This window comes from Ideonella margarita, from assembly GCF_038066635.1.
Taxonomy (GTDB): Bacteria; Pseudomonadota; Gammaproteobacteria; order Burkholderiales; family Burkholderiaceae_C; genus Ideonella; species Ideonella margarita.
In genome coordinates, this window is sequence record NZ_JBBUTI010000006.1 from 259,052 (window position 1) to 277,669 (window position 18,618).

The 18,618-nt window shown below is 66.4% G+C and carries 17 protein-coding genes; 13 read left to right on the top strand and 4 right to left on the bottom strand.

Annotation, left to right across the window (positions count from 1 at the left end):
• Positions 1–75: 75 nt before the first annotated feature.
• Complete coding sequence (locus AACH00_RS10500) at positions 76–357, top strand: DUF2061 domain-containing protein (RefSeq protein ID WP_341399076.1); 282 nt, start codon at positions 76–78, stop codon at positions 355–357.
• On the opposite strand, the gene AACH00_RS10505 is transcribed toward AACH00_RS10500, so the two are convergent.
• Both AACH00_RS10505 and AACH00_RS10510 read right to left on the bottom strand, forming a co-directional pair.
• Entirely contained in the window at positions 276–563 is a 288-nt protein-coding gene (locus AACH00_RS10505; RefSeq protein ID WP_341399077.1) for a YkgJ family cysteine cluster protein, read from the bottom strand. The two genes, AACH00_RS10500 and AACH00_RS10505, sit on opposite strands and share 82 nt — an antisense overlap.
• A 61-nt stretch (positions 564–624) precedes the next feature.
• The gene (locus tag AACH00_RS10510) at positions 625–1,035 is read right to left on the bottom strand and encodes a hypothetical protein (RefSeq protein ID WP_341399078.1); all 411 of its coding nucleotides are present in this window, start codon (positions 1,033–1,035) and stop codon (positions 625–627) included.
• Positions 1,036–1,289: 254 nt separating this feature from the next.
• On the opposite strand from AACH00_RS10510, the gene mnmG reads away from it, so the two are divergent.
• The 4 genes from mnmG (at position 1,290) to AACH00_RS10530 (ending at position 5,804) form a co-directional block, all read left to right on the top strand.
• Positions 1,290–3,287 (top strand): tRNA uridine-5-carboxymethylaminomethyl(34) synthesis enzyme MnmG, encoded by a 1,998-nt coding sequence (gene mnmG, locus AACH00_RS10515; RefSeq protein WP_341399079.1) that lies wholly within the window; start codon positions 1,290–1,292, stop codon positions 3,285–3,287.
• 134 nt (positions 3,288–3,421) lie between these two features.
• Complete coding sequence (rsmG, locus tag AACH00_RS10520; protein WP_341399080.1) at positions 3,422–4,084, top strand: 16S rRNA (guanine(527)-N(7))-methyltransferase RsmG; 663 nt, start codon at positions 3,422–3,424, stop codon at positions 4,082–4,084.
• Between the two features lie 249 nt (positions 4,085–4,333).
• Positions 4,334–4,975 carry a LysE family transporter gene (locus AACH00_RS10525; protein ID WP_341399081.1) on the top strand — a complete coding sequence of 214 codons (642 nt, stop codon included), beginning with the start codon at positions 4,334–4,336 and terminating at the stop codon, positions 4,973–4,975.
• Positions 4,976–5,015: 40 nt separating this feature from the next.
• Complete coding sequence (locus AACH00_RS10530; protein ID WP_341399082.1) at positions 5,016–5,804, top strand: ParA family protein; 789 nt, start codon at positions 5,016–5,018, stop codon at positions 5,802–5,804.
• A gap of 13 nt (positions 5,805–5,817) precedes the next feature.
• Here the strand turns inward: AACH00_RS10530 and argC are convergent, their stop codons facing one another.
• Positions 5,818–6,759, bottom strand: coding sequence for an N-acetyl-gamma-glutamyl-phosphate reductase (gene argC / locus AACH00_RS10535; protein WP_341399083.1), 942 nt, complete (start codon positions 6,757–6,759; stop codon positions 5,818–5,820).
• Positions 6,760–6,846: 87 nt separating this feature from the next.
• Between argC and AACH00_RS10540 the strand changes: the two genes are divergently transcribed.
• From AACH00_RS10540 to AACH00_RS10570, 7 genes are all read left to right on the top strand, one after another.
• A complete protein-coding gene (locus tag AACH00_RS10540) occupies positions 6,847–7,410 on the top strand; it encodes an RBBP9/YdeN family alpha/beta hydrolase (RefSeq protein WP_341399084.1) in 564 nt (187 codons plus the stop codon).
• Between the two features lie 17 nt (positions 7,411–7,427).
• Entirely contained in the window at positions 7,428–8,339 is a 912-nt protein-coding gene (locus tag AACH00_RS10545) for a ParB/RepB/Spo0J family partition protein (RefSeq protein WP_341399085.1), read from the top strand.
• Positions 8,340–8,694: 355 nt separating this feature from the next.
• The gene (locus AACH00_RS10550) at positions 8,695–10,617 is read left to right on the top strand and encodes a PrkA family serine protein kinase (protein ID WP_341399086.1); all 1,923 of its coding nucleotides are present in this window, start codon (positions 8,695–8,697) and stop codon (positions 10,615–10,617) included.
• A gap of 70 nt (positions 10,618–10,687) precedes the next feature.
• Positions 10,688–11,974, top strand: coding sequence for a YeaH/YhbH family protein (locus tag AACH00_RS10555; RefSeq protein WP_341399087.1), 1,287 nt, complete (start codon positions 10,688–10,690; stop codon positions 11,972–11,974).
• On the top strand, positions 11,971–13,593 hold the full coding sequence (locus AACH00_RS10560; RefSeq protein ID WP_341399088.1) for a SpoVR family protein: 1,623 nt from the start codon (positions 11,971–11,973) through the stop codon (positions 13,591–13,593). The genes AACH00_RS10555 and AACH00_RS10560 overlap by 4 nt, the downstream gene beginning before the upstream one ends.
• A 105-nt stretch (positions 13,594–13,698) precedes the next feature.
• Positions 13,699–14,520, top strand: a complete 822-nt coding sequence (locus AACH00_RS10565; protein WP_341399089.1) for an alpha/beta fold hydrolase — start codon at positions 13,699–13,701, stop codon at positions 14,518–14,520.
• Positions 14,520–16,511, top strand: a complete 1,992-nt coding sequence (locus AACH00_RS10570; RefSeq protein WP_341399090.1) for a PAS domain-containing hybrid sensor histidine kinase/response regulator — start codon at positions 14,520–14,522, stop codon at positions 16,509–16,511. Before AACH00_RS10565 ends, AACH00_RS10570 begins: the two co-directional genes overlap by 1 nt.
• Here the strand turns inward: AACH00_RS10570 and AACH00_RS10575 are convergent.
• Positions 16,483–17,901, bottom strand: coding sequence for an FAD-binding oxidoreductase (locus tag AACH00_RS10575; protein ID WP_341399091.1), 1,419 nt, complete (start codon positions 17,899–17,901; stop codon positions 16,483–16,485). The genes AACH00_RS10570 and AACH00_RS10575 overlap by 29 nt on opposite strands.
• A gap of 65 nt (positions 17,902–17,966) precedes the next feature.
• On the opposite strand from AACH00_RS10575, the gene AACH00_RS10580 reads away from it, so the two are divergent.
• On the top strand, positions 17,967–18,593 hold the full coding sequence (locus AACH00_RS10580) for a cob(I)yrinic acid a,c-diamide adenosyltransferase (RefSeq protein ID WP_341399092.1): 627 nt from the start codon (positions 17,967–17,969) through the stop codon (positions 18,591–18,593).
• Positions 18,594–18,618 lie beyond the last annotated feature (25 nt).

Consider the following 18,618-nt stretch of genomic DNA (forward strand, 5'->3'; position numbering starts at 1 on the left):
CGTGCGGACCGGCCCTCCGGGACAATTCTGTCCATGCCCGCTTACACGCGGGGTTCGATTCAAGCGAGGTGTGAGATGGCCAAGTCAGCAGCGTTCGGCGTGATGCACGTAGGCATCGCCTTTGGTGTGGGTTACGCGCTGACGGGCAGTTTCGCGATCGCAGGCGCCCTGACCATTGTCGAGCCGCTGTGCAACACCGTTGCGCACTACTTCTTCGACCGCTGGTGGAGCCGGCGGGAGCAGGCGGCTGCGCTGATGGCGGCGGGTGATGGTCGTCAGGCGGCGCCGGTTGGCGAAGCTGAAGAGCCGGACGCTGAGGTCCAGTCTTCCAGCTGGGTCAGCCACGCGATGGCCTGATCACGGCTGTTGCCGCACATGTCGGGTGCGGGCTGCAGGGAGCCGCAAACGGCGGGTCGCCGGGGGGCACCAAACAGCTGGCAGCCATCGTTGGCATCCAGCTGAATGCAGCGAACGCCGGCCGGTTTGCCCTGGGGCATGCCAGGGATCGGGCTGCTGATCGACGGGGCAATGCAGCAGGCGGCGCAGTGAGGGCGACAGTCCATCGCCCCATTGTTTCACGTGGAACAGGTGCCGGCCGCCACCGGCGCGGCACCTTCGCCGTGATCAGTTCACGCCGTTGCGGCCGTTGGCGCTCGGGGTGAGCGACGGCTGCACCGGGCTGCTGCAGGCAACCCAGGTGGCGGCTTGGCCACCGTTGGAGCCGTTGTAGAACCACTGGAAGTTGGGGTACTCGCCCATCAGCATGTACAGGCTGTTGGAGTTGGTGGAGTCAGCCATGGTGACTTGCTGGTAGCCCTTGTGCGGCTTCTTGCCCGAGTAGTTGCCGCTGATCGTCCAGGTCTCGCTGTTGCGCTGTACCACCAGCGCGGTGCCGCTGATGGACTTGCTGTCGGTGTCGTAGCTCAGGGTGTACTGGTTGCCGTACTGGTCTTGCAGGCACTCGGCGGCCATGGTGGCCGGGGCGGCCACGGTGGCGATGGCGAACAGGGCGATGCTGGTGAACTTGGTGGTCATGTTGAACTCCTCGTTGGTTGCCGGACATCAATGGCGATGTCCGTGGCGCACTGTGCTTGGCCGGGGATGCTCAAAACATCCCTACGCGGGCCCCGCGGAGCCCCTAAACAGCCGGCCCCTAGAAGTGGAAATAGCCCGTAGACCGGCGGCGAGTTCTGTGCTTGAGGCCCCCGCTTATCGGGCATGTCCTTTAAAATCAAGGGTTTGCGCTAGCCGCCTTGAGCCGGTGCACGCCTTCCTCCAGGACTGGATCCATGCTTTATCCCCAAGAATTTGATGTCATCGTGGTTGGTGGCGGCCATGCCGGCACCGAGGCTGCGCTGGCTGCGGCCCGCATGGGGTGTGCCACGCTCCTGCTGACGCACAACATCGAGACCCTGGGTCAGATGAGCTGCAATCCGTCGATTGGCGGTATCGGCAAGGGCCACCTCGTGAAAGAGGTGGACGCGCTGGGTGGCGCGATGGGTCTGGCCACCGACGAGGCGGGCATCCAGTTCCGCATCCTGAACTCCAGCAAGGGCCCGGCCGTGCGGGCGACGCGCGCGCAGGCCGACCGCATTCTCTACAAGGCCGCCATTCGCCAGCGCCTCGAAAATCAGCCAAACCTGTGGCTGTTCCAGCAGGCGGTGGACGACCTGATGGTCGAGGGCGACCGGGTGGTGGGGGCGGTCACGCAGGTGGGCATCCGGTTCCGGGCGCGCACCGTGGTGCTGACGGCCGGCACCTTCCTCGACGGCAAGATCCACGTCGGCCTGCAGAACCACAGCGGCGGCCGCGCTGGCGACCCGCCGGCCATCAGCCTGTCGGCGCGCCTGAAAGAGCTCAAGCTGCCGCAGGGCCGCCTGAAGACCGGCACGCCGCCGCGCATTGATGGCCGCTCGATCGACTTCAGCCAGCTGGAAGAGCAGCCCGGTGACCTGGACCCGGTGCCGGTGTTCAGCTTCATGGGGAACGCCGCGATGCACCCGCGCCAGGTGCCTTGCTGGATCACCCACACGAACACGCAAACCCACGACGTCATCCGCTCCGGCTTTGATCGCAGCCCGATGTTCACCGGGGTGATCGAAGGGGTGGGGCCGCGCTACTGCCCCAGCATCGAAGACAAGATCAACCGCTTCGCCGACAAGGATTCGCACCAGATCTTTCTGGAGCCCGAAGGCCTGACGACGAACGAGTTCTACCCGAATGGCATCAGCACCTCGCTGCCGTTCGATATCCAGCTGAACGCGCTGCGCACGATGCCGGGCCTGGCGAATGCCTACATCCTGCGCCCGGGCTACGCCATCGAGTACGACTACTTCGATCCACGCGAGTTGAAGAACACGTTCGAGACCCGGCAGATCCAGGGCCTGTTCTTCGCCGGCCAGATCAATGGCACCACCGGCTATGAAGAGGCGGCGGCTCAAGGCCTGTACGCGGGCGCCAATGCGGCCCTGCAGGCCCAGGGCAAGCCACCGCTGGTGCTGCGCCGTGACCAGGCTTACCTCGGCGTGCTGGTGGATGACCTCATCACCAAGGGTGTGACCGAGCCCTATCGCATGTTCACCAGCCGGGCCGAGTTCCGGCTGCAGCTGCGTGAAGACAATGCCGACGCCCGCCTGACGGCGCTGGGCCGTGAGCTCGGGCTGGTGGACGATGCCCGCTGGGATGCATTCAACCGCAAGCGCGACGCTGTTTCACGTGAAACAGAGCGGCTCAAGTCGACCTGGGTCCGCCCGGCGACGCTGCCGGCAGAGGCGGGTGAGCGTTTGCTTGGCAAGGCCATCGAGCGCGAATACAACTTCGCCGACCTGCTGCGCCGCCCTGGCGTGACCTACGACACCTTGGCGGAAGTGGCTGCCATCGCCCATCCGAATGCCGGTGTTTCACGTGAAACACGCGTGGCTGAGCTGGGCGCCACGCTGGCCGATGCGGTCATCGAGCAGGTGGAGATCGCCATCAAGTACGCCGGCTACATCGACAAGCAGGTGGAAGAGGTGGGCCGTGCACTGGCGTATGAAAACCTCGCGTTGCCGGAAGATCTCGACTACGGCCAGGTCTCGGCGCTGAGCTTCGAGGTGCGTCAAACCTTGAACCGCCACCGCCCGGCCACGCTGGGGCAGGCGGCGCGCATGTCGGGTGTCACGCCGGCGGCGGTGTCGCTGCTGCTGGTGCATTTGAAGAAGAAGCGCTTCAAGGGCTTTGAAGGTGACGCGCCTGCAGCGCCCACCACGCCCGACGCCGACAAATCTGAAGCCGGTACACCAGCCTGAACTGACGGCCCCGGTTTTCACCTGCAAAATCCGGGGCAGGGTGTTCAGGCTGAACGACAGCGCCTGTCGTTACGAGCCCGCCTTGCTCCGAACCCTTGACCCCGGTGGCAGCGGCCACCTCTTCCACGCCAGCCATGACCCATCCTCAATACGACGCCCTGGTGGCCGGCCTCCGTGCCCTGGGCCTGCCTGACGATGACGCGCTGGCGCAGCCGCTGCTGGCCTACATGGACCTGATCGGCCGCTGGAACAAGGTCTACAACCTGACGGCCATCCGCAACCCTGACGACATGCTCTCGCAGCACCTGCTGGATTGCCTGGCCGTGGTGGGCCCGTTGTCGGAGGTGGCTGACGCCCGTGCGGCCGATGCGCCGGCGTTCCGGGTGCTGGATGTGGGCAGCGGGGCAGGGCTGCCCGGCGTGGTGCTCGCCATCTGCCGCCCACAGTGGCAGGTGACCTGCGTGGACACCGTCGGCAAGAAAGCCAGCTTCATCCGCCAGGTGGGCGCCGAGCTGGGCCTGCGCAACCTCACGGCGGTGCACCAGCGCGTCGAGGCCATGACCGATGCGCCGCACCACCTCATCACCTCGCGCGCCTTCGCGTCGCTGGTCGACTTCATCAGTCTGACGCGGGAGCGCCTCGCCCCCGGTGGCGTCTGGGCGGCGATGAAGGCCCGGCCGACCGAGGAAGAGCGCGCAGCGGTGCCGGCAGACGTGCGTATCGACCGCGTGGCATCAGTGCAGGTGCCGGGCCTGGACGCCGAACGCTGCATCGTCTGGATGTCGAAGCAGGCCTGAGCGGCTGACGCGCCGGCGCGCTGGTGGAGAGCGGCGCAGGGAGGTCTCTGCCGGGTGGTGTCGAGTGGGTGGTGATGGCGCCACAGGCCCGTGCAGGCCATCGGTCGCGCACGGCTTGTCCACGCGGTTGCCCACTGGCCGGGTGGGGGTCATGCACACATAATCCCCAACTCATCCACCACTTGTTCCGGGTGCCATCCACAGACTTGTCCACAAGCTGCGGCAGGGCCACCCGAAAGGCCCGCAGCGATGACCTTTCCCAGCTTCTTCGGCCCGTTCATGGGCATTGCCGACTACGGCACCTACTGCGCCGCCATCCTGCTGTTTCTGGCGCTGCCAGGGCCGGGCACCTTTGCCTTGCTCACCTCCACCGCCAAGGGCGGCTTCAAGGCCGGCGCCGCTGCCACGCTGGGGGTCATCCTGGGCGACCAGGTGCTGCTCTGGCTGGCCGTGGCGGGTGTGGCCGCGCTGCTGGCGTCCTACCCGTCGGTGTTCAACATCGTGCGCTGGGCCGGCGCGGCGTACCTGGCCTGGATCGGCCTGAAGCTCTTGTTCGCCCGTGAGGGGGAGGACGCCAGCCCGGTGCGCATCGAGCCGCATCACTATGCCCGCCAGGCGTTCCTGATCACCTTGCTGAACCCCAAGGCCATCGTGTTCTACATGGCCTTCTTTCCGCTGTTCATCGACCCCGCCCACCACCTCGGCGGCCCCACGTTCGTGGTCATGGCGCTCACCATCGCGGTGATCACCGCGGCCTATTGCCTCACCTTGTGCGCCTTCGCCCAGGCCGTGGCCGCCAAGGTGCGTGCGCACCAGCGCGTGGCCAAGCTGCTGGAGCGCCTGGCCGGCGTGTTCCTGATCGGTTTTGGCTGGCGATTGTTGCGTGACTGACGCGGCAGGCGAGCCCGGCTCAGGCGACAATCCGCCCCCTATGTCCCGGATCTTCTGCATTGCCAACCAGAAGGGTGGCGTCGGCAAGACGACCACCTGCGTCAACCTCGCCGCCGGCCTTGCCCGCATCGGCCAGCGTGTCCTGCTGGTCGATCTCGATCCGCAGGGCAACGCCACGATGGGCAGCGGTGTGGACAAGCGCACCTTGCCCACCACCGTCTATGACGTGCTGCTGGAAACCGCCAGCGTGGCGGAGGCGCGTGCCCGGGCCGAGAAGGCCGGCTACGACGTGCTGGGCGCCAACCGCGAGCTGGCGGGTGCCGAGGTCGAGCTGGTGGCCCTGGAGCATCGCCACGAGCGCCTGCGCCGCGCCCTGCGGGCCGCCGACGCCGACTACGACTTCGTGCTGATCGACTGCCCGCCGTCGCTCAGCATGCTCACGCTGAACGGCCTGTGCAGCGCGCACGGCGTGATCGTGCCGATGCAGTGCGAGTACTTTGCGCTCGAAGGCCTGACCGACCTGGTCAACACCGTCAAGCAGGTGCACGCCAACCTGAACAAGGACCTGCAGCTGATCGGCCTGCTGCGCGTGATGTTCGATCCGCGCATCACCTTGCAGACGCAGGTGAGTGACCAGCTCAAGGCGCACTTTGGCGAGAAGGTGTTCAACACCGTGATCCCGCGCAATGTGCGGCTGGCCGAGGCGCCGAGCTACGGCCTGCCCGGCGTGGTGTTCGACCCGTCATCGAAGGGCGCTCAAGCCTTCATCGAATTCGCGCGCGAGATGGTCGAGCGCGTCACCGCGGAAACCGCTGCCGCCTCGTCCTGAGGCGGCAGGTGCCTCACAGGCCGAGACCTTCGGCCACGCCCAGGTGCACGTTCATGGCCTGCACGGCGGCGCCGCTGGCGCCCTTGCCCAGGTTGTCCAGGCGGGCGATGAGCACCACCTGCTCGTCATTGCCGAACACGCCGATGTCGACCCGGTTGGTGTCGTTGCAGGCCTGCACGTCGAAGAAGCCACCGTCGAGGTTGGCCGCGTCGCCCAGCGGCAGCACGTGCACGAAGGCCTCATCGGCATAACGCTCAGCCAGGCATTGCTGCAGCATGGCGGCGGTGGTGCCGGCCTTCAGTTGCGACAGATGCAAGGGCACACTCACCGCCAGACCCTTGTAGAAGTTGCCGACGATGGGCATGAACACCGGCGTGGTGGTCAGGCCGGTGTGGGCCTTCATCTCGGGCAGGTGCTTGTGCGCCAGGCCCAGCGAGTAGGGGCGGGGTGATTGCAGGCGGGCGTTGCCGCCGGCTTCGAACTCGGCAATCATCGATTTGCCGCCGCCCGAATAGCCCGTCAGCGACGTGGCGCTCACCGGCAGGCCCGCAGGCACCAGGCCGGCGTCCACCAGCGGCCGCAGGGCCAGGATGAAGGCGCTGGCATGGCAGCCCGGGTTGGCGATGCGCTTGGCGGCGCGGATGGCCTCGCGCTGGCCGGCGCACAGCTCGGGCATGCCGAAGGTCCAGCCCGGCACGGTGCGGTGCGCAGTGCTGGCGTCGATCAGGCAGGTGTTCGGGTTGTCGATCATCGCCGCGGCTTCGCGCGAGGCGGCGTCGGGCAGGCACAGGAAGGCCACGTCGGCGGCGTTCAGCAGACGGGCGCGCTCGGCGCTGTCCTTGCGCTTGTCGCTGTCGATGCGCAGCACTTCGATGTCGCTGCGGCCGGCCAGAACCTCGTGAATGCGCAGACCGGTGGTGCCTTCCTGGCCGTCCACAAAAACCTTGTAAGTCATCATCGTCCTCGTTCGGGTGTGCCGGGCGCCGCTTGCGCCAGAATCAGGGTCAACCCGAAAGCATAAGCCAAAGGCTGCGACACCCGCATGAACAACGCCACCACACCGCGATTTCTGCTTCTTCCGGGCTGGATGGACTCCGGCCCGACCCATTGGCAAAGCCGCTGGGAGGCCCTGCATGGCGATGAGCGCGTGCAGCAGGACGACTGGGTCTGGCCACGCCGTGGCGACTGGATGGCGCGCCTGGACGAGGTGCTGCTGGCCGACCCGCGCCCGGCGGTGCTGATTGCCCACAGCCTGGGTTGCCAGCTGGTGGCCTCGTGGGCGGCGCATTCGAAGCACACCCACCGTGTACTCGCCGCGCTGCTGGTGGCGCCGCCCGACACCGAGGCCGCCGACATGCCGCCGCAGTTGCACAACTGGCGGCCCATCGTGCGCCAGCCGCTGCCGTTCCCGGCGGTGGCGCTGTTCAGCACCGACGACCCTTACTGCACGCTGCCGCGCGCCAACGGCATGGCCGACGACTGGGGTGTGCCCGGCCTGGAAATCGGCGCCCTGGGGCACATCAATGGCGACTCCGGGCTGGGTGACTGGCCCGAGGGACGTCAATTGCTGATGCGCCTCGTGGAACCCGTGGCTGACGACGACTGATAGCGGACAATCCCCCCATGGCAACGAAGAAACCCAAAGGCCTCGGGATGGGGCTGGAAGCCCTGCTGGGCCCGAAAGTCACCGACGCGTCCGCGCCGGCTGAAATGCGCGACGGTGCACCGGCCGTGCTGAAGATCGCGCAGATGCAGGCGGGCAAGTACCAGCCTCGCACGCGCATGGACGAGGGCTCGTTGTACGAGCTGGCCGAGAGCATCAAGAGCCAGGGCATCATGCAGCCCATCCTGGTGCGCCCGGTGGGCGAGCCGGCTGAGCGCCGCTACGAGATCATCGCCGGTGAGCGCCGCTTCCGTGCGGCGCAACTGGCGGGCCTCGATGAAGTGCCGGTGCTGGTCAAGCACGTGGCCGACGAAGCAGCCGCCGTGATGGCGCTGATCGAGAACATCCAGCGCGAAGACCTGAATCCGCTGGAAGAGGCGCAAGGCCTGAAGCGCCTGATCGATGAGTTCGGCCTGACGCATGAGCAGGCCGCACAAAGCGTGGGTCGCTCACGCTCGGCGGCCAGCAACCTGCTGCGCCTGCTGAACCTGGCTGAGCCGGTGCAGAAGATGCTGATGGCCGGTGATGTGGACATGGGCCACGCCCGTGCGCTGCTGCCGCTGCCGGCTGCGCAGCAGATCCTCACCGCCAATGAAGTGGTGGCGCGCAAGCTGTCGGTGCGCGAAGCCGAGAAGCTGGCCACGCAGGTCCTGAACCCGGGCCGCCAGACGCCGCTGCTGCGGGTCGAGAAGGAAAAGTCGCGCGACATCGTGCGGCTGGAAGAGCAGCTCGCCGACATCCTGACGGCCGATGTTGAAATCCGCGTGCAGCGCAAGACGCGCCGCGGTGAGCAGGGCGAAGTGGCGATCCGCTTCAGTTCGCTCGACGAGCTCAACGGCCTGCTCGACAAGCTCGGCATCACCGAGCGCTGACACGGCCGCATCAAGGGGTGTGCGCCGGGAGGCGCGCCCCCGCGGAACCAACGTGCCGCGCGCATGTCCAAGCTGCATGCCCATTCAAGGTGCGCAGCGTGTCGGCATGAAAGTCGCTAGCAACGTTGAAACCCTGAACGGTCTGTTGGATTGCGAACCAACAACACCCTTTTTCCTGCTTTAGGCACACTCGACATCGTCGCAAGCTGAAGGCATCGCAACGAGACTTCTTTCACGTCACTGACCGGAACGCTCTGATGGCGCCCGGGCCGGGTCAAGCCGGGACGCCATCAAAACTTTCCAGGCGCTTCGCAGGCTAGCCATGGCCTGCAGCGTCATCCACTCAGGAGGTCCCATGGACGTGATCAGCAGCTTTGCCGCCCGCTTCGAACGCACCCGTGAGGAGGAGATGTCCCTCGAGGACTACCTCAACGAGTGCAAACGCAACCCGCTGGCGTATGCCACCGCTGCCGAGCGCATGCTCCGCGCCATCGGTGAGCCGCAGATGGTGGACACCCGGCACGACACCCGCCTGTCGCGCCTGTTCGCCAACAAGGTCATCAAGATCTACCCCGCCTTCGCCGAGTTCTACGGCATGGAAGACGCCATCGAGCAGGTGGTGTCCTACTTCCGGCATGCAGCGCAGGGCCTGGAAGAGAAGAAGCAGATCCTCTACCTGCTGGGCCCGGTGGGCGGCGGCAAGAGCTCCATCGCCGAGCGCCTGAAGGCGCTGATGCAGGAGGTGCCGTTCTACGCGATCAAGGGCTCGCCGGTGAATGAATCACCGCTCGGCCTGTTCGATGTGAACGAGGACGGCCCGATCCTGGAGAGCGAGTACGGCATCCCGCGCCGCTACCTCAACCGCATCATGTCGCCGTGGGCGGTGAAGCGCCTTGAAGAGTTCGGTGGCGACATCCGCCAGTTCAAGGTCGTCAAGCGCCACCCGAGCATCCTCAAGCAGGTGGGCATTGCCAAGACCGAGCCCGGCGACGAGAACAACCAGGACATTTCCAGCCTGGTGGGCAAGGTCGACATCCGCAAGCTTGAAAGCTTCGCCCAGGACGACCCTGACGCCTACAGCTACAGCGGTGGCCTGTGCCTGGCCAACCAGGGCCTGCTGGAGTTCGTGGAAATGTTCAAGGCGCCGATCAAGGTGCTGCACCCGCTGCTGACCGCCACCCAGGAAGGCAACTTCAAGGGCACGGAAGGTTTTGGTGCCATTCCCTTCGACGGCGTGGTGCTGGCCCACAGCAATGAAAGCGAGTGGAAGGCCTTCCGCAACAACAAGAACAACGAGGCCTTCCTCGACCGCATCTACATCGTCAAGGTGCCGTACTGCCTGCGGGTGAGTGAAGAGGTGAAGATCTACGAGAAGCTGCTCAAGGGCAGCTCGCTGGCCGGTGCCACCTGCGCACCGGGCACGCTGAAGATGATGAGCCAGTTCGCCATCCTCACGCGGCTGAAGGAGCCGGAGAACTCGTCGCTGTTCAGCAAGATGCAGGTCTACGACGGCGAGAACCTGAAGGACACCGACCCGCGCGCCAAGAGCTACCAGGAGTACCGCGATTACGCCGGTGTGGACGAAGGCATGAGCGGCATCTCCACCCGCTTCGCCTACAAGATCATCTCCAAGGTCTTCAACTTCGACTCCACCGAAGTGGCGGCCAACCCGGTGCACCTGATGTATGTGCTGGAGCAGCAGATCGAGCGCGAGCAGTTCCCGGCGGAGGTCGAGCAGAAGTACGTGGCCTACATCAAGGAGCAGCTCTCGCCACGCTACGCGGAGTTCATCGGCAAGGAAATCCAGACTGCCTACCTCGAGAGCTACAGCGAGTACGGGCAGAACATCTTTGATCGCTATGTCACCTACGCCGACTACTGGATCCAGGACCAGGAGTACCGCGACACCGACACCGGCGAGGTGTTCGACCGGGTGTCGCTGAACGGTGAACTCGAGAAGATCGAGAAGCCGGCCGGCATTGCCAACCCGAAGGACTTCCGCAACGAGATCGTCAACTTCGTGCTGCGGGCGCGGGCCAACAACGCCGGCAAGAACCCGGTGTGGACGAGCTACGAAAAGCTGCGGTCGGTGATCGAGAAGAAGATGTTCTCGAACACCGAGGAGTTGCTGCCGGTGATCAGCTTCAACGCCAAGGCCAGCGCCGACGAAGCCAAGAAGCACGAGGACTTCGTCGACCGCATGGTGGCCAAGGGCTACACGCCCAAGCAGGTGCGGCTGCTCTGCGAGTGGTACCTGCGGGTGCGCAAGAGCAGTTGATGTCGACGGGGCTGGCTCATTGGTTGAGCCAGCCACTCCCTGATCGCGAACCCTTCAAAAAAGGTCGTTCATGTTGCAGCAAGTCATCGACCGCAGGCTGGCCGGCAAGAACAAGTCGATCGGCAACCGCGAGCGCTTCCTGCGGCGCTACAAAGGGCAGATCCGCGACGCCGTGCGGCGCGCGGTGGATGGTCGCGGCATCCGCGATCTCGAGCGCGGCGAAGAGATCACGATTCCGAAGAAGGACATGTCGGAGCCGGTGTTTCACCACGGCCAGGGCGGCCAGCGCGAGATGGTGCACCCGGGCAACCAGGAGTACGTGGCGGGTGACCGCATCCAGCGCCCCAAGGGCGGCGGCAGCGGGCAGGGCAGTGGCAAGGGCCAGGCCAGTGATTCCGGTGACGGCGAGGATGACTTCACCTTTGCGCTGAGCAAGGAAGAGTTCATGCAGGTCTTCTTCGAGGACCTGGCCCTGCCGCATCTGGTGCGCACGCAGCTGGCTGAAACGCCGGAGTGGAAAAGCCACCGCGCGGGGTTTTCGAGTGACGGCACGCCGAGCAACCTGCACATCGTGCGTTCGATGCGCGGCGCGCTCGGCCGGCGCATTGCCCTCGGTGGTGAGTCGCGCCGTGAGCTGCACGAGCTGGAAGCGCGGGTGGCTCACCTGATGCGCCACCACGGCGGCGAGCCTGTGGCGCTGAAGGAATTGCAGGAGGCGCAGGAGCGCATCGCCGCGCTGAAGGCACGCCTGGGGCTGATCCCTTTCCTTGATCCGATCGACCTGCGTTTTCGCAGCCGGGTGCGCACGCCGGTGCCCACCAGCAAGGCGGTGATGTTCTGCCTGATGGATGTCTCTGGCTCGATGGACGAGCAGCGCAAGGAGTTGTCCAAGCGCTTCTTCATCCTGCTCTACCTGTTCCTTACACGGCACTACGAGAAGATCGAGCTGGTCTTCATCCGCCACCACACGCAGGCCCAGGAAGTGAGCGAGGAAGACTTCTTCCATGCGCGGGAAACCGGTGGCACGGTGGTGTCGTCAGCGCTGGAATTGATGAGCAAGATCATCACCGAGCGCTACAGCCCGGAGGAATGGAACATCTACGGCGCCCAGGCCAGTGACGGCGACAACTGGCACCACGATTCAGGCCGCTGCCGCGAGTTGCTGACCCAGAAGCTGCTGCCGGCCTGCCGCTACTTTGCCTATGTGCAGGTGGCCGAGGAAGAGCAGAACCTGTGGGAGGAATACACCAAGCTGGTGGATGCCGAGCCGCACTTCGCGATGCGCAAGGCGGTCGATCCGTCGCACATCTACCCGGTCTTCCGGGACCTGTTCAAGAAGGAAGGGGTGAACGCATGAGCGAGCACTTTTCCCAGGAACGCCGCTGGCACGACGACCGCGGGCGTGTGGCTGCCGAGGGTGATCGGCGGCATGTGCGCGAGGTGCAGCAGCACCCCCTGCCGGCGCCGCTGCGCGCCGAGCGGCCGCTGCCTGACCCGAGCGACTGGACCTTCGACCTGATCGAGCAGTACCACGACGCCATTCGCCGCACCGCGCAGCGCTTCGGGCTCGACACCTATCCGAACCAGCTCGAGATCATCACCGCCGAGCAGATGATGGATGCCTACGCCAGCGTGGGCATGCCGGTGAACTACCGGCACTGGAGCTACGGCAAGGAGTTCATCAGCACCGAGAAGAACTACCGGCGCGGCCACATGGGCCTGGCCTACGAGATCGTCATCAATGCCAACCCCTGCATCAGCTACCTGATGGAGGAGAACACCATGGCCATGCAGGCCCTGGTGATTGCCCACGCGGCCTATGGCCACAACAGCTTCTTCAAGGGCAACTACCTGTTCCGCATGTGGACGGATGCCGCGTCGATCATCGACTACCTCGTCTACGCCAAGAACTACATCGCCGAGTGCGAAGAGCGGCATGGCGTGGACACGGTGGAGCTGTTCCTCGACTCCTGCCACGCGCTGCAGAACCACGGCGTTGACCGCTACCGGCGGCCGAGCAAAAAGTCGCTTGCCGAAGAGCTGGCGCAGCGCAAGGACCGCGAGACCTACGCGCAGTCGCAGGTGAATGAGCTCTGGCGCACCTTGCCCCGCAAGGCCGATGCGGTGGAAGACGCGCCCACCAGCCGCCGCTTTCCTGAAGAGCCGGAAGAGAACTTGCTGTACTTCATCGAGAAGAACGCGCCGCTGCTGGAGCCCTGGCAGCGCGAGGTGGTGCGCATCGTCCGCAAGGTGGCGCAGTACTTCTATCCCCAACGGCAAACCCAGGTCATGAACGAAGGCTGGGCCACGTTCTGGCATCACAAGCTGCTCAACACGCTCTACGACGACGGCCTGCTGACCGATGGCGTGATGATCGAATGGCTGAAGTCGCACACCAACGTGGTCTACCAGCCGCGTGTGGGTGACCGCGGCTACAACGGCCTGAATCCGTACGCGCTGGGCTTTGCGATGTACACCGACATCAAGCGCATCTGCGAAGCGCCCACCGATGAAGACCGCGCCTGGTTTCCTGACATCGCCGGCCAGCCCTGGCTGCCCGTGCTGGACCAGGCCATGCGCAACTTCAAGGACGAAAGCTTTGTGGGCCAGTACCTCAGTCCCAAGCTGATGCGCGACTTCCGGCTGTTCGCCATCGTCGACGACGACAAGCAGACCGAGCTGGCCGTCAGCGCCATCCACGACGAGGGCGGCTACCGGCGGGTGCGCGAAGCGCTGTCACGCCAGTACGACCTCGGCGCGCGCGAGCCGAACATCCAGGTGTGGAACGTGAACCTGCGCGGTGACCGCTCGCTGACGCTGCGGCACACCCAGCACAACAACCGCCCGCTCGATGACAGTGCGGCCGAGGTGCTCAAGCATGTGTCCCGGCTCTGGGGCTTCGGCGTGCAGCTGGAAAGCGTCAATGGCCAGGGGGAGACCACCCGGCGATGGAGCGTGGCAGCCCCCCTGACTTGATGTAGATCACGCTGGCTGCAAGAATGGCAGCGATTGAGGCGTTGAGCGCCCTGTCGAGTGCAACACCTGTTGCACCCTCAATCGCTGCACGCGAGGAGTCGTTGGATGAGCGAGCCACTGTCAGTCTGGACGCACCGTCATGCCGTGGTGCGACGTGGGAATGGGCCGCGCACCTTGTTGTTCGCTCACGGCTTCGGCTGTGACCAGGGCATGTGGCGCCACCTGGTGCCCGCCTTCGAGAACGATTATTCGCTGGTGCTGTTCGACTACATCGGGTCGGGCCGCTCTGATGCCTCGGCCTACGACCCCGTCCGGCACGTCACCCTGTCGGGTTATGCCGAGGACGTGGTGGGCCTGGTCAATGCGCTTGATCTGAAGGACGTGGTGTTTGTCGGCCATTCGGCCAGCGCCATGGTGGGCGTGCTGGCGTCACAGATGCAGCCGGGTCTGTTTTCGCACATGGTGATGATCGGCCCGTCGCCCTGCTACATCAACCACCCGCCTGACTACGTCGGCGGCTTCGAGCGCAGCGACATCGACGCCATGCTCGACATGATGGAGCACAACTTCGAGGCCTGGGCCGACGCGCTGGCGCCGGTGGTGATGAAGCATGCCGACCGGCCCGAGCTGGCCGAAGAGCTGGATGCCAGCTTCTGTGCGCTGGATCCCTCGATCGCTCGCCGCTGGGCGCGGGCCATCTTCCTGGCTGACAACCGCGCTGATCTGCCCAAGGTGCAGATTCCCTCGCTGGTGCTGCAATGCAGTGACGACGCGCTGGCACCGCTGGCGGTTGGCGACTACATCGCCCGCCACATGCCGCAGAGCACCGTGCAGGTGCTGCGCGCTACCGGCCATTGCCCCCACATGAGCGAGCCCGATGAGGCCGTTGCCGTCATGCGCGACTACTTCCGCAACCAAGGCATTTGATGTTCGCCTCCGGCGCCGGCTCGTCCATTCAGCAGCTGCACTCGGCGCCCCCCACCGGACATGTGCACGACGGCTTGCCTTGCGCGGTGGTCAGCTTCTTTGACAGTGGCCGGCTGTACAACTGGAACACCGGCTACATGCAGATGCTCGGGTTGGAGCTGGGGGCGGCCCCGCCAGCGCTGTTCGCCGATGCCCTGACGCCAGCCTCGCGCATCCTGTACCTGACCGGCCTGTGGCCCAAGCTGCAACTGCAGCAATGGGTGGAAGAGAGTTACCTGACGCTGCGCGCCTCGGCGGGCGGCGATGTGCCGGTGCTGGTCAACATCCGCCGCGAAGTGCTGCCGGATGGACGGGTGCGCAACGTGGCCGTGCTGGTGCACATCCGTGATCGCAAGCGGATGGAGGAGGAGTTGCTGCGGGCGCGCCGAGCCACCGAACAGGTGCCGGGCCTGGTCTGCCAGTTCATGCTGTCACCCAACGGCGCCGCCTGCTTCCCATTCGCCAGCGACGCCATCCAGACCCTGTTCGACGTGACGCCCGCCCAGGCGCGGCTCAGCGCCACGCCGATGCGCAGCCGCATCAGCCCGCCCGATTGGCGTTCGCTGCGGCGCAGCCTGCTGGTGTCCGCACGCCGGCTCTCGTCCTGGCACCACGAGTTCCGGGTGCGGGTGCGTGGCGAAGAGCGCTGGGTCGAAGGCCGGGCCTCGCCGCAACGCCTGGCTGACGGCACGGTGCTGTGGCATGCCTACCTGTGTGACGCCACCGAGCGCCGCGCCACAGACGCCCTGGTGCGCGACAAGGAAGTGGCCGAGCAGGCCAGCCGGGCCAAGAGTGAATTCCTCGCCCGCATCAGCCACGAGCTGCGCACCCCGCTGAATGCCGTGATGGGCTTTTCGCAGTTGCTGGCAGCCGATTCGGCCCAGCGCCTCGATGCTGCCCAGCGCGACTACCTGGGCCACATCGAGGCCGCGGGTCGAGGGCTGCTGGAGCTGGTCAACGAGGTGCTCGACCTCACCCGCATCGAAACCGGAGCGGTCGATCTGCACCTGCAGCCCTGCGATGTTCGCCAGGCCCTGCTGGCCGGCATGGGCATGGTGACGCTGCAGGCCGCGCAGGCGGGCGTCGAGCTGCACTGCGAGGCGCCTGCAGGCCTGGCGGTGATGGCTGATCCGCAGAAGCTGTCTCAGTGCCTGCTCAACCTGCTGACCAACGCCGTGAAGTACAACCGGCCGCAAGGCCTGGTGCGGCTGACGGCTCGCCCGCAGGGGGCCTGGGTGGCGCTGGAACTGCATGACACCGGGCCGGGCCTGGACGCCCGGCAATGCGCCCATCTGTTCGAGCCCTTCAACCGCCTGGGCGCCGAGCGCACCACGGTGGAAGGCAGCGGCCTGGGCCTGGTCATCACCCGTGGCCTGGCCCTGCGCATGGGCGGCGATGTGCTGGTGCACAGCGTGCCGGGGCAGGGCAGCTGCTTCACGCTGCAGTTGCCGGCCGTGGAGCGCGCGGGCATTGAGGCCAAGCGCGCGCCTGAGGCAACCCGACCGCCGGAAGTGCCGCCCGCTCAGGCCACGGTGGGCCAGCAGGTGCGCCATGCGCTGTATGTGGACGACAACCCCGTCAACGTGATGCTGATGCAGGCCATCGCCCAGCGCTGCCCGGCGATGCGGCTGCATGTGGCCGCCACCGGTGCCGAATGCCTGGCCCAGGCCGAGCGGCATGCGCCCGAGCTGCTGCTGGTGGACATCGGCCTGCCCGACATCAACGGACTGGAGCTGCTGGGCCGCCTGCGAGCCTTGCCCGGTCTGCAGGCGGTGCCTGCGGTGGCGGTGTCGGCCGATGCCTTGCCCGCCGATGTGGACCGTGCGCTGGCCGCAGGCTTCGCGGATTACTGGACCAAGCCGCTGGACCTGGGCGCCACGCTTGCCGCCTTCGAGGCCTGGCTTGACCGCGGCGCCGTCGCACTCACAGCTGGAAGATCTTTCCCGGGTTGAGGATGTTGTGCGGGTCAAGCGCCAGCTTGATCGCCCGCATCATCGCCACGCTGCCTGCCCCGGTTTCCTCGACCAGGAAACCCTGCTTGTGCAGGCCGATGCCGTGCTCGCCGGTGCAGGTGCCTTCCACCGCGATGGCGCGCTGCACCACCCGGTCGTTCAGGGCCTCGGCGCGCTCGCGCTCTTCGGGCAGTGCCGGGTCGATCAGGTAGGCGATGTGGAAATTGCCGTCGCCCACGTGGCCCACCACGAAGTGCGGCAGGCCGGCAGCCTCCGCGTCGTCCAGCGCGGCCGTCACCATGCCGGCCAGCTGCGAGATCGGCACGCAGGTGTCGGTGGTGATGGCGCGGCAGCCCGGCTTCATCTGCAGGCCCGACAGGTAGGCGTGGTGGCGCGCCGTCCACAGGCGGGTGCGCTCTTCCGGCGTGGTGGCCCACTGGAAATCATTGCCACCCAGATCGCGGGCGATTTCCTGCACCGTGGCGGCCTGCTCGGCCACGCTGGCGGCGCTGCCGTGGAACTCCATCAGCAGCATCGGCGCCTCGGTCAGCCCGAGCTTGTCGTGCAGGTTCACGGCGCGCACGGCATGGCGGTCGAGGAACTCGCAACGGGCGATCGGCACGCCCATCTGGATCAGCTGGATGGTGGTGTTGACGGCGCCTTCCACGTCCGGGAAGAAGCAGATCGCGGCGGCCACGCTTTCGGGCAGCGGATGCAGCTTCAGCGTGATCTCGGTGATGACGCCCAGCGTGCCTTCGCTGCCCACCATCAGGCGCGTCAGGTCGTAGCCGGCACTTGATTTGCGGGCACGCGTGCCGGTGCGGATGACCTCGCCGCTGGCGGTCACCACCGTCAGGCCGAGCACGTTCTCGCGCATCGTGCCGTAACGCACGGCGTTCGTGCCGGAGGCGCGCGTGGCCGTCATGCCGCCGATGGACGCGTCTGCGCCCGGATCGATCGGGAAGAACAGGCCCATGTCCTTGACCTCGCGGTTCAGCTGGGTGCGCAGCACGCCGGCCTCCACGGTGCAGGTCAGGTCATCGGCATGCACCTGCACCACGCGGTTCATGCGCGACAAGTCAATGCTCAGGCCGCCTTGCACGGCCAGCAGGTGGCCTTCCAGCGACGAGCCTGCGCCGTAGGGAATGACCGGCACCTGGTGCTGCGCGGCCTGGCTGACGGCGAAGGCCACCTCCTCGGTGCTTTCGCAGAACACCACGGCGTCGGGCGGCGGCACGTCGAAGGGCGATTCATCGCGGCCATGCTGCTCGCGCACGGCCAGCGCCGTGGACAGGCGCGGCCCGAAACGGGCGCTCAACGCGCTGAGCATCTGGGCGGGCAGCGGACGGGCGAGCAGGCGCTCGGCGGGGTGCGGCATCGGAGCGTTCATGGCCTCACTGTACTGCCGATGGGCCCGTGCGTCGCGGGGCTGCTGCGGCGCCTCTACACTGCCGCATGGCCAATCGACTCACTCAAATCGCGACCCGCACCGGGGATGACGGCACCACCGGGCTGGGCGACGGACAACGTGTCCCCAAAGACCATCTGCGCGTGGCCGCCATGGGCGATGTGGACGAACTCAACTCGCAACTCGGCGTGCTGCTGGCCGAGCCGTTGCCGGCCGATGTGCGCGAGCTGCTGGTGGTGATTCAGCACGAGCTGTTCAACCTGGGCGGCGAGCTGTCGATCCCGGGCTACGAGCTGCTCAAGCCCGACGCCGTGATCCGCCTGGACGAAGCCCTGGCGCACTACAACGCCCAGTTGCCGCGCCTGGCCGAATTCATCCTGCCTGCCGGCACCCGCAGCGCCGCGCTGGCGCATGTGGCGCGCACCATCGCCCGGCGTGCCGAGCGGGCCGTGGTGGGCCTGACGGCGATCGAGCCGGTGAACGACGCGCCGCGCCAATACCTGAACCGCCTGTCCGATCTGCTGTTCGTGCTGGCGCGGGTGCTCAACCGGGCGAACCTGGACGGCCTGGGTGGCGACGATGTCTACTGGCGCAGTGAGCGCCTGCAGCGCGCGCAGGCTGAAGGGGCGGATGACCAGCCCGCTGAGGGCGCCGCCGACAACACCGGCGGCTGAGCCTGCGGCGGCGTCAGCTGAGCAA

Excerpts from the sequence above, each read along its gene's own strand:
- mnmG (WP_341399079.1), top strand. The coding sequence starts at position 1,290 with ATGCTTTATCCCCAAGAATTTGATGTCATCGTGGTTGGTGGCGGCCAT.
- AACH00_RS10570 (WP_341399090.1), top strand. The coding sequence starts at position 14,520 with ATGTTCGCCTCCGGCGCCGGCTCGTCCATTCAGCAGCTGCACTCGGCG.
- rsmG (WP_341399080.1), top strand. The coding sequence starts at position 3,422 with ATGACCCATCCTCAATACGACGCCCTGGTGGCCGGCCTCCGTGCCCTG.
- AACH00_RS10550 (WP_341399086.1), top strand. The coding sequence starts at position 8,695 with ATGGACGTGATCAGCAGCTTTGCCGCCCGCTTCGAACGCACCCGTGAG.
- AACH00_RS10505 (WP_341399077.1), bottom strand. The coding sequence starts at position 563 with ATGGACTGTCGCCCTCACTGCGCCGCCTGCTGCATTGCCCCGTCGATC.
- AACH00_RS10580 (WP_341399092.1), top strand. The coding sequence starts at position 17,967 with ATGGCCAATCGACTCACTCAAATCGCGACCCGCACCGGGGATGACGGC.
- AACH00_RS10540 (WP_341399084.1), top strand. The coding sequence starts at position 6,847 with ATGAACAACGCCACCACACCGCGATTTCTGCTTCTTCCGGGCTGGATG.
- AACH00_RS10500 (WP_341399076.1), top strand. The coding sequence starts at position 76 with ATGGCCAAGTCAGCAGCGTTCGGCGTGATGCACGTAGGCATCGCCTTT.
- AACH00_RS10510 (WP_341399078.1), bottom strand. The coding sequence starts at position 1,035 with ATGACCACCAAGTTCACCAGCATCGCCCTGTTCGCCATCGCCACCGTG.
- argC (WP_341399083.1), bottom strand. The coding sequence starts at position 6,759 with ATGACTTACAAGGTTTTTGTGGACGGCCAGGAAGGCACCACCGGTCTG.
- AACH00_RS10525 (WP_341399081.1), top strand. The coding sequence starts at position 4,334 with ATGACCTTTCCCAGCTTCTTCGGCCCGTTCATGGGCATTGCCGACTAC.
- AACH00_RS10555 (WP_341399087.1), top strand. The coding sequence starts at position 10,688 with ATGTTGCAGCAAGTCATCGACCGCAGGCTGGCCGGCAAGAACAAGTCG.
- AACH00_RS10565 (WP_341399089.1), top strand. The coding sequence starts at position 13,699 with ATGAGCGAGCCACTGTCAGTCTGGACGCACCGTCATGCCGTGGTGCGA.
- AACH00_RS10530 (WP_341399082.1), top strand. The coding sequence starts at position 5,016 with ATGTCCCGGATCTTCTGCATTGCCAACCAGAAGGGTGGCGTCGGCAAG.
- AACH00_RS10560 (WP_341399088.1), top strand. The coding sequence starts at position 11,971 with ATGAGCGAGCACTTTTCCCAGGAACGCCGCTGGCACGACGACCGCGGG.
- AACH00_RS10545 (WP_341399085.1), top strand. The coding sequence starts at position 7,428 with ATGGCAACGAAGAAACCCAAAGGCCTCGGGATGGGGCTGGAAGCCCTG.
- AACH00_RS10575 (WP_341399091.1), bottom strand. The coding sequence starts at position 17,901 with ATGAACGCTCCGATGCCGCACCCCGCCGAGCGCCTGCTCGCCCGTCCG.